The 15,161-nt window shown below is 68.2% G+C and carries 16 protein-coding genes; 14 read left to right on the top strand and 2 right to left on the bottom strand.

Going from position 1 to position 15,161, the window contains the following annotated elements:
- Positions 1–57: 57 nt before the first annotated feature.
- From HWX87_RS08320 to HWX87_RS08255, 14 genes are all read left to right on the top strand, one after another.
- Positions 58–675 (top strand): VOC family protein, encoded by a 618-nt coding sequence (locus HWX87_RS08320; RefSeq protein ID WP_176046680.1) that lies wholly within the window; start codon positions 58–60, stop codon positions 673–675.
- On the top strand, positions 672–1,415 hold the full coding sequence (locus HWX87_RS08315; RefSeq protein WP_176046679.1) for an ABC transporter permease: 744 nt from the start codon (positions 672–674) through the stop codon (positions 1,413–1,415). Before HWX87_RS08320 ends, HWX87_RS08315 begins: the two co-directional genes overlap by 4 nt.
- Positions 1,415–2,269 carry an ABC transporter ATP-binding protein gene (locus tag HWX87_RS08310; RefSeq protein WP_176046678.1) on the top strand — a complete coding sequence of 285 codons (855 nt, stop codon included), beginning with the start codon at positions 1,415–1,417 and terminating at the stop codon, positions 2,267–2,269. Before HWX87_RS08315 ends, HWX87_RS08310 begins: the two co-directional genes overlap by 1 nt.
- Before the next feature lie 97 nt (positions 2,270–2,366).
- Positions 2,367–3,332: a LysR substrate-binding domain-containing protein gene (locus HWX87_RS08305; protein WP_176046677.1), complete on the top strand. Its 966-nt coding sequence runs from the start codon at positions 2,367–2,369 to the stop codon at positions 3,330–3,332.
- A gap of 150 nt (positions 3,333–3,482) precedes the next feature.
- On the top strand, positions 3,483–4,961 hold the full coding sequence (locus HWX87_RS08300) for a 2-hydroxymuconic semialdehyde dehydrogenase (RefSeq protein ID WP_176046676.1): 1,479 nt from the start codon (positions 3,483–3,485) through the stop codon (positions 4,959–4,961).
- Positions 4,958–5,776 (top strand): fumarylacetoacetate hydrolase family protein, encoded by an 819-nt coding sequence (locus tag HWX87_RS08295; RefSeq protein ID WP_176046675.1) that lies wholly within the window; start codon positions 4,958–4,960, stop codon positions 5,774–5,776. Before HWX87_RS08300 ends, HWX87_RS08295 begins: the two co-directional genes overlap by 4 nt.
- Positions 5,773–6,717, top strand: a complete 945-nt coding sequence (locus tag HWX87_RS08290; protein WP_176046674.1) for an acetaldehyde dehydrogenase (acetylating) — start codon at positions 5,773–5,775, stop codon at positions 6,715–6,717. The genes HWX87_RS08295 and HWX87_RS08290 overlap by 4 nt, the downstream gene beginning before the upstream one ends.
- 13 nt (positions 6,718–6,730) lie before the next feature.
- Positions 6,731–7,759, top strand: coding sequence for a 4-hydroxy-2-oxovalerate aldolase (gene dmpG, locus HWX87_RS08285; RefSeq protein ID WP_176046673.1), 1,029 nt, complete (start codon positions 6,731–6,733; stop codon positions 7,757–7,759).
- On the top strand, positions 7,756–8,529 hold the full coding sequence (locus HWX87_RS08280) for a fumarylacetoacetate hydrolase family protein (protein ID WP_176046672.1): 774 nt from the start codon (positions 7,756–7,758) through the stop codon (positions 8,527–8,529). The genes dmpG and HWX87_RS08280 overlap by 4 nt, the downstream gene beginning before the upstream one ends.
- Positions 8,526–8,957 carry a RidA family protein gene (locus tag HWX87_RS08275; protein ID WP_176046671.1) on the top strand — a complete coding sequence of 144 codons (432 nt, stop codon included), beginning with the start codon at positions 8,526–8,528 and terminating at the stop codon, positions 8,955–8,957. Before HWX87_RS08280 ends, HWX87_RS08275 begins: the two co-directional genes overlap by 4 nt.
- Positions 8,958–9,006: 49 nt before the next feature.
- Positions 9,007–9,531: a 3-hydroxyanthranilate 3,4-dioxygenase gene (locus tag HWX87_RS08270; RefSeq protein WP_176046670.1), complete on the top strand. Its 525-nt coding sequence runs from the start codon at positions 9,007–9,009 to the stop codon at positions 9,529–9,531.
- Positions 9,532–9,563: 32 nt separating this feature from the next.
- Positions 9,564–10,589: an amidohydrolase family protein gene (locus HWX87_RS08265; protein WP_176046669.1), complete on the top strand. Its 1,026-nt coding sequence runs from the start codon at positions 9,564–9,566 to the stop codon at positions 10,587–10,589.
- 43 nt (positions 10,590–10,632) lie between these two features.
- Positions 10,633–11,862, top strand: a complete 1,230-nt coding sequence (gene kynU, locus HWX87_RS08260) for a kynureninase (RefSeq protein WP_176046668.1) — start codon at positions 10,633–10,635, stop codon at positions 11,860–11,862.
- Positions 11,863–11,952: 90 nt separating this feature from the next.
- Entirely contained in the window at positions 11,953–13,368 is a 1,416-nt protein-coding gene (locus tag HWX87_RS08255) for an amino acid permease (protein WP_176046667.1), read from the top strand.
- Between the two features lie 9 nt (positions 13,369–13,377).
- Here the strand turns inward: HWX87_RS08255 and HWX87_RS08250 are convergent, their stop codons facing one another.
- Entirely contained in the window at positions 13,378–13,728 is a 351-nt protein-coding gene (locus HWX87_RS08250; RefSeq protein ID WP_176046666.1) for a cupin domain-containing protein, read from the bottom strand.
- Positions 13,729–13,744: 16 nt separating this feature from the next.
- Entirely contained in the window at positions 13,745–15,127 is a 1,383-nt protein-coding gene (locus HWX87_RS08245; RefSeq protein ID WP_176046665.1) for an FAD-dependent oxidoreductase, read from the bottom strand.
- Positions 15,128–15,161 lie beyond the last annotated feature (34 nt).

Here is a 15,161-nt window from a genome sequence, read left to right as displayed (position 1 = left end):
CCGCCGCCGGCGATCCAACCCGGCCCGCGCGGCGCGTGGGCACACAGGAGAACGGTAATGAACAGCTTGCGTCCCAGGCGGCTCGGACACATGGTGCTGATGGTGCGGGATATCCATCGGTCTGCGAAGTTCTATACGGAAGTGATGGGCCTGAAGGTGTCCGACTGGATCGGCGACCAGATGGTGTTCCTGCGCGCGGGTACCGATCACCACGATCTCGCGCTCGCGCAGCTGCCGAAGGATTCGCCCGATTTCGATGATCTGCCGCGCTATTCGCGCCCGGGTCTCGAACATTTCTCGTACCTGGTCGACAGTGTCGAGGAGATGGAACGCTCGGTGAAAGTGCTGCAGTCGCACGGTGTCGAGATCGTGCGCGGGATCGGGCGGCACGGGCCCGGCAACAACCTGTTCCTGGTGTTCAAGGACCCGGACGGCAACAACGTCGAGGTCTACTGCGAGATGGAGCAGATCGGCGAACGCGATCCACGCGAGCCGCAGGTGTGGGAGCGCACGATCGAATCGTTCGACCAGTACCGCTTCGCGCGCTTCGTCGTGCCGCCGCCGCCGCATCTCGTCGCGGAGAAGTCGCGCGGCAATGCGCCGGCCGCACCGGCCGTGGCTGCCGCCGACGATGCGGAAGCATCACGCCACGCGCCGGAAGGAGACCCGGCATGAAGCGGCTGATCGAAGCGGCCGCGTTCTGGGCGGTCGTCGGCCTCACATGGGAATTCGGCGTGCGCTGGACCGGCACGCGCGAATACGTGCTGCCGTCGCTGTCGTCGGTGCTTGCGGCCGGCTGGGAGATGCGCGCGCAGCTGCTGGCCGACACGCTGACGACCGCATGGGAAGTGTTCGCGGGCTTCGCGCTGGCGGTGGCCGGCGGCCTCGCGATCGGGCTGCTCGCGAGCGCGTCGAACCTCGTGCGGCGCACGGTGCTGCCGTTCGTGACCGCGCTGCAGAGCATGCCGAAGATCGCGCTCGCGCCGTTGCTGATCGTCTGGTTCGGCTACGGCTTCGCGTCGAAGCTCGCGGCGGCCGTGCTGTTCGCGTTCTTCCCGATCGTCGTCGCGACGATGGGCGGCCTCGCGGGCGTACCGCGTCATCTCGACGAGCATTTCCGCGCGCTCGGCGCGTCGGCCGCGCACACGTTCTGGCACCTGCGCCTGCCCGCGGCGCTGCCGGCGTTGATGGACGGCCTGAAGATCGCGATGCCGCTGGCGGTGATCGGCGCGATCGTCGGCGAATTCATCGGTGCGGAAGCGGGACTCGGGCATCTGATCGTGTTCGCGACGTCGAATGCGCAAACGCCGCTGTGTTTTGCGGCGATCCTGATGGTGACCGCGCTCGCGATGCTGTTCTACGGTGCGGTGGATCTGGTTTCGCGTGCAGTTTGGTGGAGAGGAGTCACGGCCTGATGACGATCGTCAATCTCGCGCGTCCGGTGCGGCGCGCTTCCGTTTCCGAAGGCGCGACGGCGGCGCCCCTCCAGGACGACGCCCGCGCGGATGCGCTGATCGCCGTCGAGCAGGCCGGCAAGCGCTTCGCGGCGCGCGGCGGCGCCGATGCGTTCAGCGCACTGGAACAGGTATCGATGCGCGTGCAACCACGCGAGTTCGTGTCGATCCTCGGGCCGAGCGGCTGTGGCAAGAGCACGCTGCTGCGGATGGTCGCGGGGCTCGTGCCGTGCGATGCCGGGTCGATCCGCGTCGGCGGCACGCCCGTGGCCGGCCCGCATCCCGACATCGGTGTCGTGTTCCAGACCAGCAACATGCTGCCGTGGCTCACCGTCGGCGCGAACATCCGGCTCGGCGCGAAGCTGCGCAACCTGCCGCGGGCGCACGTCGACGCACGGCTGCCCGCGCTGCTCGACACGCTCGGCCTCGCGCAGTTCGTCGACCGCTACCCGCACGAGTTGTCGGGCGGGATGCGGCAGCGCGCGGCGATCGGCCAGATCCTGCTGCTGGAGCCGCGCGTGATGCTGATGGACGAGCCGTTCGGCGCGCTCGACGCACTGACGCGCGACCGGCTCAACGTCGAGCTGCTGCGCATCTGGCAGCAGAGTACGCTGACGGTGCTGCTCGTCACGCACAGCATTCACGAGGCCGTGTTCCTGTCGGATCGCGTGCTGGTGATGTCCGCGCGCCCGGGCCGCGTGCTGCACGACGTGAAGATCGACCTGCCGCGGCCGCGCCAGCCGGACGAGATCAAGCGCGACCCGCGTTATGGCGAGTATGTGGCGGAGCTGTCCGCGATGATGGGCGTCTACTGATACAGGGGAGAGGTACCGGCCGTGCATCTCCCGATGCACGCCGGACGTAAAGTTGTTAGGGTCCGTCATTCCCCTTTTTTTCGACGACGAAGCAGACATGGACGCGAATCCGCTCAGCGAGATCTCCCTGATCCGCCGGCTCAAGCTGAACCAGTTGATGATTTTCGAGCGTGTGCTGGAAACGCGCTCGGTAGTGCGCGCGGCCAACGAGATGCGGCTCACGCAGCCGGCCGTGACGAAGGTGATCCACGAACTCGAATCGTGCTTCGACGGCGCGCTGTTCTCGCGCTCGAACCGCGGCGTGGTGCCGACCGAGCTCGGCCTGCTGCTCGGGCGGCGCGTGAAGTCGCTGATGGCCGAGCTGCGCTACATGACCGACGAGCTGAACGATTTCCGGCTCGGCACGAGCGGCCACGTGATCGTCGGCACGCTGATCTCGGCGTCCGCGCGGCTGCTGCCGCGCGCGATCGCGATGTTGAAGGCGCGCACGCCGCACGTGCTGGTGACCGTGCGCGAAGGCACGACCGCGCACCTGTTCCCGGCGCTAGCCACCGGCGATCTCGACATCGTCGTCGGCCGGCTGCCGGAGCGCGAGCTGCCGATCGCGAGTGCGTTCCCGCTCACGCACGAAGCGCTGTTCGACGAATCGATGTGCGCGGTGGTCGGCAACGGCTATGGCCCCGTGCCCGATCCGGCGCCGTCGCTGCGCGAGCTGGTCGATGCGCCGTGGATCCTGCCGACGCCCGATTCGCCGTCGCGGCTCGCGGCCGAGCAGCTGTTTCGCGCGGCGGGGCTGCCGCTGCCGATCGACATCGTGGAATCGCTGTCGCTGCTCACCAACATCGGGCTGCTGCTCGACACGCCGCGCATCGCGCTGATGCCGCGCGTCGCCGCGCGGCAGTTCGCGCAGGCCGGGCTGCTGCGCGTGCTCGACCTGCCCGAAGCCGGCGCGTTCGGCACGGTCGGATTCTCGGTGCGCTCGAACAAGGAGCAGAGCGCCGCGTGCCGCGCGTTCGTCGAATGCCTGAAGGAAGCGGTGCAGGAGTGCCCGGAGGAAACCTGAGCGCCGGGCTGGAACCGTTGCGGCGCAAGGCTCGCACGGGTATTCCCGTTTAGCATAGCCAGCGCCGAATGTTTGATTGTCGCTTCTCGCGCGGCTTCCCTAGACTCCTGCTGACAGTCCATACGAGCAGGAGACGTTGTGAATCGAGAAATGACTGACGCCGCGCGCCCGCCGCGGTTGTTGCGACACTACATCGACGGCGCGTTCGTCGAGACCGCGCAGACCTTCGCGGATACGAGCCCCGTCGACGGCCGCGAAATCGCCCGCGTATGCGAGGCCGACGCGGCGACCGTCGACGCGGCCGTGCACGCGGCACGCGCCGCGCAGGCGGCCGGCTGGCGCGACACGACACCCGCGCAGCGGGCCGACTGGCTGCACCGGATTGCCGACGGCATCCAGGCGCGCTTCGACGATTTCGTGGCGGCCGAAGTGGCCGACACCGGCCGCCCGCTCGCGCAGGCCCGCTCGCTGGACATCGCGCGCGGCATCGCGAACTTCCGTACGTTCGCCGACCTCGTCCGCACGGCCGGCGACGACTGCTTCGAATCGCAGACGGCCGACGGCGCGCAGTACCTCAACTACGTGACGCGCAAGCCGCTCGGCGTGGTCGGGATCATCTCGCCCTGGAACCTGCCGTTGCTGCTGTTCACGTGGAAGGTCGCGCCGGCGCTTGCGCTGGGCAACTGCGTCGTGGCGAAGCCGTCGGAAGAGACGCCCGGTTCCGCGACGCTGCTGGCCGAAGTGATCGACGCCGTCGGCCTGCCGCGCGGCGTGTTCAACCTCGTGCATGGCCACGGGCCGGCCGCCGCTGGCGAATTCCTCACGCGCCACCCCGGCATCGACGCGATCACGTTCACCGGCGAATCGCGCACCGGCAGCGCGATCATGAAGGCCGTCGCCGACGGCGTGAAGGACATCTCGTTCGAACTCGGCGGCAAGAATGCAGCCGTCGTGTTTGCCGACGCCGATTTCGACGCGGCGGTGGACGGCATCGTCAAGTCGAGCTTCACCAACGCCGGGCAGGTATGCCTGTGCAGCGAGCGCGTGTACGTCGAGCGGCCGATCTTCGAGCGCTTCGTCGCCGCGCTGAAAACGCGCACCGAAGCGCTGCGCGTCGGCGCACCCGACGATCCCGCGACCACCATGGGGCCGCTGATCTCGCGCGGCCATCGCGACAAGGTGCTGTCGTATTTCCGGCTGGCCGTCGAAGAAGGCGTGACGGTCGTGACGGGTGGTGACGTGCCGGCGTTCGGCGATGCGCGCGACGACGGCGCGTTCGTGCAGCCGACGATCTGGACCGGGCTGCCCGACACCGCGCGCTGCGTGACCGAGGAGATCTTCGGGCCGGTGTGCCACGTCGCGCCGTTCGACAGCGAGGACGAAGTGATCGGCCGCGTGAACGACAGCGCATACGGCCTGGCCGCCAGCGTGTGGACGACGCACCTGGCACGCGGCCACCGCGTCGCGAAGCGGATCGAGACGGGCATCGTGTGGTTGAACGCATGGTTCGTGCGCGACCTGCGCACGCCGTTCGGCGGTACCAAGCTGTCGGGCATCGGCCGCGAGGGCGGCCGCCATTCCCTCGATTTCTACTCCGAAACCACCAACGTCTGCGTGAGGGTCGCATGAGCGAATTCGACCGGAATGCAGTGCAGGCGATCGCCGACACGTTGTGGGCGGCCGAGCGAGACGGCGTGCCGTGCGCGCCGGTACGCGACGCGATCGCGGCGCTTGGCGGCGATGCGCTCGATGCCGCCTATGCGGTGCAGCGCGCGAACACCGCGCGCAAGCGTACGGCGGGGCGCCGGCTCGTCGGCCGCAAGATCGGCCTGACGTCGGCGGCCGTGCAGAAGCAGCTCGGCGTCGATCAACCCGACTTCGGGATGCTGTTCGACGACATGGCGGTGGCCGACGGCGAAGAGATCGCGCTGGTGCGCACACAGCAGCCGAAGGTCGAGGCCGAGATCGCGCTGGTGCTCGAGCGCGACCTGCCGCACGAACGGCACACGATGGCGGACCTGATCGGCGCGACCGCGTATGCGCTGCCCGCGATCGAAATCGTCGGCAGCCGGATCGCGAACTGGGACATCCGGCTGACCGACACGGTTGCGGACAACGCGTCGAGCGGCCTGTTCGTGCTCGGCAGCCGGCCGGTGACAGTCGGCGCGTTCGATGCGATCCAGTGCGGGATGGCGATGGAGCGGCGCGGCGAGCCGGTGAGCGTCGGCGCGGGCGTCGCGTGCCTCGGCAATCCGCTGCATGCGGCGCTGTGGCTCGCGAACACGATGGCGCGCGTCGGCGCGCCGCTGCGGGCCGGCGACATCGTGCTGACGGGCGCGCTCGGGCCGATGGTCGGCGTGCAGCCGGGCGACGTGTTCACCGCGCGGATCGACGGGCTCGGCAGCGTGAGCGCGTATTTCTCCACCCAACCGGAGCGTGAATGATGAAAGACCTCGACAAGCTCGCCGTGGCCATCATCGGCTCCGGCAACATCGGCACCGACCTGATGATCAAGGTGCTGCGCCAGGCGAAGCATCTGGAAATGGCCGCGATGGTCGGCATCGATGCGGCCTCCGACGGCCTCGCGCGCGCCGCGCGGCTCGGGGTGGCGACCACCGCCGGCGGGATCGACGGCCTCGTCGCGATGCCCGGGTTCGCGAACGTGCGGATCGCGTTCGACGCGACGTCGGCCGGCGCGCATGCACGCCACGCGGAGGTGCTCGGCCGTCACGGCGTGCAGGTGATCGACCTGACGCCGGCCGCGATCGGCCCGTTCGTCGTGCCCGTCGTCAACCTGTTCGAACATCTCGACGCGCCGAACCTGAACATGGTGACCTGCGGCGGCCAGGCGACGATCCCGATCGTGCATGCGGTGTCGCGCGTCGCGCCCGTGCATTACGCGGAGATCGTCGCGTCGATCTCGAGCCGCTCGGCCGGCCCCGGCACGCGCGCGAACATCGACGAATTCACCGAAACGACGTCGAAGGCGATCGAGACAGTCGGCGGCGCCGCGCGCGGCAAGGCGATCATCGTGCTGAACCCGGCCGAGCCGCCGTTGATGATGCGCGACACCGTGTACTGCCTGACCGACGAACACGCCGACACCGCGGCGATCGAGCATTCGATCCGCACGATGGTCGATGCGGTCGCGAGCTACGTGCCCGGCTACCGGCTCAAGCAGGCCGTGCAGTTCGACCGCTATACGGCCGCGCAGCCGCTCGCATTCGACGCGGGCGAGCGCCGCACGGGGCTGAAGGTCAGCGTGTTCCTCGAAGTCGAAGGCGCCGCACATTACCTGCCGTCGTACGCGGGGAACCTCGACATCATGACGTCGGCCGCGCTCGCGGCCGCGGAACAGATCGCGGCCAGCCGCGTGGCAGCCTGACGGGAGATCGGCGATGACCGACCACACGAAGAAAATCCATCTGTCGGACGTGACGCTGCGCGACGGCATGCATGCGATCCGTCACCAGTATTCGCTCGACAGCGCCGTCGCGATCGCACGCGCGCTTGACGACGCGGGCGTCGACAGCATTGAAGTCGCGCACGGCGACGGGCTGTCGGGCTCGAGCTTCAACTACGGCTTCGGCGCGCATACCGACCTGCAGTGGATCGAGGCGGTAGCGGGTACGGTGAAGCGCGCACGCGTCGCGACGCTGCTGCTGCCGGGCATCGGCACCGTGCACGACCTGCGTGCCGCGTACGACGCCGGAGCGCGCATCGTGCGGATCGCAACGCACTGCACGGAGGCCGACATCTCGAAGCAGCACATCGCGTATGCACGCGAACTCGGGATGGATACCGTCGGCTTCCTGATGATGTCGCACATGACGTCGCCCGACGCGCTCGCGCAACAGGCGAAGCTGATGGAAAGCTATGGCGCGCAGTGCGTGTATGTGGTCGATTCGGGCGGCGCACTCGGCATGCGCGACGTTGCCGCGCGCTTCGATGCGCTGAAGGCCGTGCTCGACCCGGCCACGCAGACGGGCATGCACGCGCACCACAACCTGTCGCTCGGCGTTGCGAACTCGATCGTCGCGCTCGAACACGGCTGCGACCGCATCGATGCATCGCTGACGGGGATGGGCGCGGGCGCCGGCAACGCGCCGCTCGAAGTGTTCGTCGCGGCGGTCGACCGCCTCGGGCTGAATCATGGCTGCGACGTGAAGCAACTGATCGACGCGGCGGAAGACATCGTGCGGCCGCTGCAGGAGCGCCCGGTGCGGGTGGACCGCGAGACGCTCGCACTCGGCTATGCGGGCGTGTATTCGAGCTTCCTGCGTCACACGGAAGCGGCCGCCGCGAAATACGGGCTGTCGGCGTTCGACATCATGGTCGAACTCGGCCGGCGGCGCATGGTCGGCGGACAGGAAGACATGATCGTCGACGTCGCGCTCGACATGCTGAAGGCACGGGAGGCCGCATGACCGATCTCGACAGGCTGGCGGCTCGCGTCGACGACGCCGCGCGCCACGCGGAGGCGATCGCGCAGCTGACGACCGGCGCCGCGTTCTCGCTCGACGAGGCGTACGTGATCCAGCGTGCGTCGATCGAACGCCGCATCGATCGCGGCGAGACGATGGTCGGCGTGAAGCTCGGCTTCACGAGCCGCGCGAAGATGGTCCAGATGGGCGTCGACAGCCTGATCTGGGGCTGGCTCACGGACACGATGCTGGAAGAGGACGGCGGGCACGTCGCACTCGAGCGCTTCATCCATCCGCGCGTCGAGCCGGAAGTGTGCTTCCTCACGCGTCGCGACATCGACCGGCCGCTGACGCTGCTGGAAGTGGCCGGCTACCTGGAGGCCGTCGCGCCCGCGATGGAGATCATCGATTCGCGCTACCGCGATTTCCGCTTCACGCTGGAGGACGTGGTGGCCGACAACTGCTCGTCGGCCGGCCTGACGATCGGCCCGTGGAGCACGCGTTTCGACGGGCTGCGCAACGCGGGTGTCGTGATGCGGATCGACGGTCGCGTGGTCCAGACGGGCTCGACCGCCGCGATCCTCGGCGATCCGCTGCGCTCGGTCGTGCAGGCGTCGCACCTGATCGCGGCGAGCGGGCTCGTGCTGCCGGCCGGCTCGCTGATCATGGCCGGCGCCGCGACGGCCGCCGCCGCGTTACCTGCCGGCGCGCACGTGCACTGCACGGTGCATGGGCTCGGCAGTACCGAATTCACCACCACTCGACCATCATGAACCAAGACCAATCGATCCAGGGCCGTGTCGTGCCCGGCAAGGCCACGCCGCGCGGCCGCTTTCCGCACATCACGCGTGCAGGCGACTTCCTGTTCGTGTCGGGCACGAGTTCGCGGCGGCCCGACAACACGATCGCCGGCGCGTCGGCCGATGTGCTCGGCACCGTGCAGCTCGATATTCGCGAGCAGACGCGCACGGTGATCGAGAACATCCGCGACATCCTGCGCAGCGAAGGCGCCGACCTGTCGTCGCTCGTCGAGATCTCGTCGTTCCTCGTGAACATGAACGATTTCGGCGGCTACAACGCAGTGTATGGCGAGTATTTCGACGAGACCGGCCCGACGCGCACGACGGTCGCGGTGCACCAACTGCCGCATCCGCATCTGCTGATCGAGATGAAGGCGATCGCGTACGCGCCGAAGCGATGACATGCACGGCGGGTTGGCGTGACACGTCACCCGCCCGGAGGAGACAACCATGCTGAAGTACGGCAACCCGTTCAATTTCTTGCGCTGGATCGACGAGCATGCGCACTTGCTGAAGCCGCCGGTCGGCAACCAGCAAGTGTGGCAGGACAGCGATTTCATCGTGACCGTCGTCGGCGGCCCGAATCACCGCACCGACTATCACGACGATCCGTTCGAGGAATTCTTTTACCAGCTGCGCGGCAACGCGTACCTGCACCTGTGGATCGACGGCAAGCGTGAGCGCGTCGACCTGAAGGAGGGCGACATGTTCCTGCTGCCGCCGCACGTGCGACATTCACCGCAGCGCCCGGAAGCCGGCAGTGCGTGCCTCGTGATCGAGCGCCAGCGGCCGGCCGGCGTCGTCGACGGCTTCGAGTGGTATTGCGACGCGTGCGGGCATCTCGTCCATCGCGTCGAGGTGCAGCTCAAGAGCATCGTCGCGGATCTTCCGCCGCTGTTCGACGCGTTTTATGCGTCGGACACGCTGCGCCGCTGCGGGCACTGCGGCGACCTGCATTCCGGCAAGGCGGCCTGAGCCCGCCACGCCCCTACACCGACACAACGACGATGACACTTCGAATCGACATGCACTCGCACTTCTTCCCGGCGATCTCGCGGGAAGAGGCCGCGCGCCTCGACGCGCAGCGCGCGCCGTGGCTGCGCATCGACGCGGACGGCGAACACGGGATGATCATGACGGGCGAGCGCGCGTTCCGCCCGGTCTACCGCGCGCTGTGGGACCCGGTAGCGCGCGTCGCCGAGATGGACGCGCTCGGCATCGGGATCCAGCTGATGTGTGCGACGCCCGTCATGTTCGGCTACGACAGCGCACCGCACGATGCGCGCGACTGGGCAATGCGGATGAACGACCGCGCGCTCGAACTGTGCGCGCATGCACCGGGCCGGATGTTCGCGCTCGCGCAGGTGCCGCTGCAGGATGTCGAGCTCGCGTGCCGCGAAGCGACGCGCGCGCATCGCGCCGGCCATCGCGGCGTGCAGATCGGCAACCATCTCGGGCCGCTCGATCTCGACGACGACCACCTCGTCGCATTTCTCACGCATTGCGCGAACGACGGCATTCCGGTGCTCGTGCATCCGTGGGACATGATGACCGACGGCCGGATGAAGAAATGGATGCTGCCATGGCTCGTCGCGATGCCGGCCGAGACGCAGCTCAGCATGGTGTCGCTGATCCTGTCCGGCGCGTTCGAGCGGATTCCGCGCGCGCTGAAGCTGTGCTTCGCGCACGGCGGCGGCAGCTTCGCATTCCTGCTCGGCCGCGTGCAGAACGCGTGGGAGCAGCGAGACGTCGTGCGCGAGGACTGCCCGCATCCGCCCGTCAGCTATCTCGACCGCTTCCATGTGGACAGCGCGGTGTTCGATCGCGGCGCACTGCGCCTGCTGGTCGACACGATGGGCGAGGACCGCGTGATGCTCGGCTCCGACTATCCGTTCCCGCTCGGCGAGCAGCGGATCGGCTCGCTCGTCGAGCAGCATCCCGATCTGTCCGACACCGCGAAAGCGAAGATCCTCGGCGGCAACGCGTTGCGCTTCTTCGACCTGCCGCCAGCGGCGGCGTCGCGTGCAGCCTGACACCTTCAACGACATACGTCATTCCATAAGGAACACTGATTTCATGACCACACGCGAACACTGCGCCGCGCTCGATGCGGCCGACCCGCTCGCCCATTGCCGCGCGCGCTTTGACCTGCCCGCCGACACGATCTATCTCGACGGCAACTCGCTCGGCGCGATGCCGTCGAACGTGCCGGCGCGCATGCAGCGCGCGCTCGAACAGGAGTGGGCGCACGGACTGATCCGCTCGTGGAACGACGCCGACTGGTATCCGGCGCCGCAGCGCACCGGCGACAAGATCGCGAAGCTGATCGGCGCCGGCACCGGCGAGGTGATCGTCGCCGATTCGACGTCGGTGAACCTGTTCAAGGTGCTCGTCGCGGCCACGCGGATGCGGCCGGGGCGCCGCGTGATCGTCGCGGAGCGCACCAATTTCCCGACCGACGTCTATATCGCGGCGAGCGTCGCCGAGATGACGGGGTGCGAGCTGCGCTGCGTCGATCCGGGCGACATCGTCGAGGCGATCGACGACACCGTCGCGGTCGTGTCGCTGACGCACGTGAACTACAAGAGCGGCAAGCGTTACGACATGGCGGCCATCACGCGCCACGCGCACGAGGCCGGCGCGCTGAGCGTGTGGGACCTGTGCCACTCGGCCGGCGCGATGCCGATCGAGCTGAACGCATGCGAGGCGGACTTCGCGGTCGGCTGCGGCTACAAGTACCTGAACGGCGGCCCTGGCGCGCCGGCCTACGTGTTCGTCGCGTCGCGGCATCTCGCCGATGTCCGGCAGCCGCTGACGGGCTGGCACGGCCACGCGAAGCCGTTCGACTTCACGCACGACTATGCGCCGCATCCGGCGATCGACCGGATGCTGACGGGCACCGCGCCGCAGCTCGGCGTGATCGCGCTCGAAGCGGCGCTCGACGCGTTCGACGGCGTCGATCTTCGCGTGCTGCGCGACAAGAGCGTCGCGCTCGGCGACCTGTTCATCGCGCTCGTCGACCAGGAACTCGCGGGTCTCGGCTTCACGCTCGCGTCGCCGCGCGATGCCGCGCAGCGCGGCAGCCAGGTGTCGCTCACGCACGAGGAGGGCTATGCGATCGTGCAGGCGCTGATCGCGCGCAACATGATCGGCGACTTCCGCGCACCGGACATCCTGCGCTTCGGATTCGCGCCGCTGTATGTGCGCTACGTCGACGTGTGGGACACGATCGCCGCGTTGAAGGACGTCGTGACGACCGGCGCATGGCGCACCGATGCATTCCGCGCGCGCAAGTCCGTGACCTGACGGCCGGCGCGGTGCGCAGTACGACACAACAGATCGAGATCGAACGACGTCCCGCACGACGCAGGGCGCGTTCGGCGAAGGAGACAAGGCATGAACCAGCGTCAGGGATTCGACACGATCGTCGAACGTGAGAAGGGGTTGCATCGCGGGCTGTCGACCGCGCAGTTGTCGATGATCGCGATCGGCGGTGCGATCGGGACGGGGCTGTTCCTCGGCAGCGGTTTCGCGATCGGCTTCGCGGGGCCGAGCGTGCTCGTCAGCTATGCGATCGGCGCGCTGATCGCGCTGCTGCTGATGGGCTGCCTCGCCGAGATGACGGTTGCGCACCCGACGTCGGGCTCGTTCGGCGCGTATGCCGAGCATTATGTGAGCCCGTGGGCCGGCTTCCTGGTGCGCTATGCGTACTGGGCGTCGATCGTGTTCGCAGTCGGCACCGAAGTGACGGCGATCGCCGTGTACATGAAGTACTGGTTTCCCGCCGTGCCGGGCTGGTACTGGATCATCGGCTTCTCGGCCGCACTGATCGGGATCAACCTGGTCAGCGTGAAGGTGTTCGGTGCGGTCGAGTACGTGTTCTCGATGCTGAAGATCGCCGCGATCGTCGCGTTCATCGCGCTCGGCGCGGTGGTCGTGTTCGGTGCGCCGGCCGGTTCCGGCATCGGCTTCGCGAACTATACGGCGCACGGCGGGTTCTTCCCGAAAGGCGTGTGGGGGATGTGGGTCGCGGTGATCGTGTCGATCTTCAGCTACCTGAGCATCGAGATGATCGCCGTGGCGGCCGGCGAGGCACGCGATCCGCACAAGGCGATCACGCGCGCATTCCGCGCGACGATGTTGCGCCTGGTGTTCTTCTACCTGCTGACGCTCGCGCTGATGCTCGCGATCGTGCCGTGGACGGCTGCGGGTTCCGACGAAAGCCCGTTCGTCAAGGTGATGGCCGCGACGCACGTGCCGGGCGCGGCCGGCGTGATCAACTTCGTGATCCTGGTGGCTGCGCTGTCCGCGATGAACAGCCAGCTCTACATCACGACGCGGATGATGTTCAGCCTGTCGCGCGCGGGCTATGCGCCGAAGGCGCTCGGCCGGCTGACGGCGCACGGCGTGCCGGCTGCCGCGCTCGGGTTGTCGGCGATCGGGATTGCGCTCGCGACCGTGCTGAACGTGCGGTATCCGGACACGTCGTTCGTGATGATGATGTCGGTGTCGATGTTCGGCGCGATGTTCACGTGGTTGATGATCTTCGTCACGCACCTGTTCTTCCGCCGCCACCATCGCGGCCAGGCACTGGCGTTCCGGATGTGGGGCTTTCCGGTCACATCGCTGCTCGGCGCGACACTGATGCTCGCGGCGCTGGTCACGACATACTTCACGCGCGAATTCCGGATGACGCTGTTTTGCGGTGTGCCGTTCATGTTCGTGCTGTCGGTCGTCTACGCGGTGTGGTATCGCGGCAAGGGCGATGCGCCGGCGGGCGAACGCGAGGGCGTTCACGCGCCGGGGCAGTGACGGCGCGCGTCAATAGATCGCGTAAACCTTTCGCACCGGCTCGATGATGTCCCAGCGTCCGGTCCAGCCCGGCGGCAGGATCACGAGATCGCCTGCGCCGATTTCGACGACTTCGCCGCTCGCGTCGTCGGTCAGGTTCGCGCGGCCCGAGATGATGTACGTGAATTCGGTGTCGGGCCGGTCGACGACCGGCCAGCCGCCCGGCTGGCATTCCCAGATGCCGAGGTGACCGACTGCGTCCGGCGCGAGCGCTTGCGTGGCGACCTGCGGATCGCCGCGATCCGCGCCTGCGCGCCGGCCTGCGGCGGTCAGCGTGGCGGCGGCGATCTGACCAGCCTTGACGACGGTGAATGACTTCATCGGATGACGCTCCTGTTCAGTGGGCGCCGGTCAGCTTCTCGAGAAGCCGGGCCGTGCGCGAGGGTTGACGGGTCAGCTTCTCTTCGAAGTCGCTGAACCCGGCGGCCATCAGGCCGCTGTTGATGCCGAGCCAGCGCAGCGGTTCGCGCTCCCACGCCGGCGATCGATGGTTGACGAACGGCAGCCGGTTGACCGGTTCGTCGATGTCGAGGATCAGGTTCCGCAGCACGCGGCCGGCGAGGTTGCTGGTCGCGACGCCGTCGCCGACGTAGTTGCCGGCCCACGCGATGCGCGAGCGCTCGTCCATGCTGACGGTCGGGCACCAGTCGCGCGATACGCCGAGCGCGCCGCCCCAGCGGTGCGTGATCGTCGCGTCGGCCAGTTCCGGGAACAGTTCGACCATCGACGCGTGGATCTTCGCGTGCGCATTGCCGAGCTGGTCGCCGGTGTCGGACATCCGCGAGCCCCACTGGTACGGGGCGCCGCGCCCGCCGAACACGAGCCGGCCTTCTGCCGTGACCTGCCCGTAGATGCGCAGGTGTCGCATGTCGTTGAACGCGAGCCGGTGGTCGAGCCGCAACGTCTGTCGCAATGACGGCGGCAGCGGCTCGGTGGCGAGCACCAGCGAGTAGAGCGGAATCACGGAGCGGCGATGGTCGGCCTGCTGGCACGAGAACGCCTCGGTCGCGCGCACGACGGTGCGGGCGTTCACGCTGCCCGCGGCGGTGCGGATCAGGCCCGGCCCGATCGCCGTCACTTCCGAGCGTTCGTAGATGCGCGCACCGAGGCTTTCGACCAGCCGTGCCAGCGCATGCACGAGCTTGCCGGGATGGATCAGCGCGCAATGTCCGGTGTACAGGCCGCCGAGTACACCGCCTGCTCCGATCCGCGCCTGCGCCTGCCGTGCATCGAGCGCGTGCCATTGATCTGGCAGGCCGAAGCGCGCCGATGCATCGACCGCCGCCTTCACACGCGAAAGTTGCGCGTCGCTGCGGGCGAGCGACAGGAAGCCTTCCTTCTTGTAGTCCGCATCGATGTGTTCGAGCGCGAGGACCCGGCCGATCTCGTCGACGGTTTCGTTCATCGCCATCTGCAGTTGAAGCGCGCCGTCGCGCGACACCATCTGCGCGACCCGCGACAGCGAGATCGGGAAGATTGCTGACGCCCATCCGCCGTTGCGCCCCGATGCGCCGAACCCGACAACCTCGCGCTCCACCAGCGCGACGCGCAGTGACGGTTGCGCCTTCAACAAGTAGTAGGCCGTCCACAACGCCGTGTAACCGGCGCCGACGATCGCGACGTCCGCATCGACCTGGCCAGCCAGTGCGCTGCGCGCCGGCGCGGCCTGGTGCCAAAGCGGCTTCAGCGGCAATTTCAACAGTTCTGCTTCAGATTGCATGTCCGTTTCCCGGTTTCGATGGCGCGGAGCGCCT

This window comes from Burkholderia sp. BCC1644 (assembly GCF_902833225.1).
GTDB lineage: Bacteria > Pseudomonadota > Gammaproteobacteria > Burkholderiales > Burkholderiaceae > Burkholderia.
Note: the sequence above shows the minus strand (reverse complement) of the source record. Positions and strands in the feature narration are given on the sequence as shown.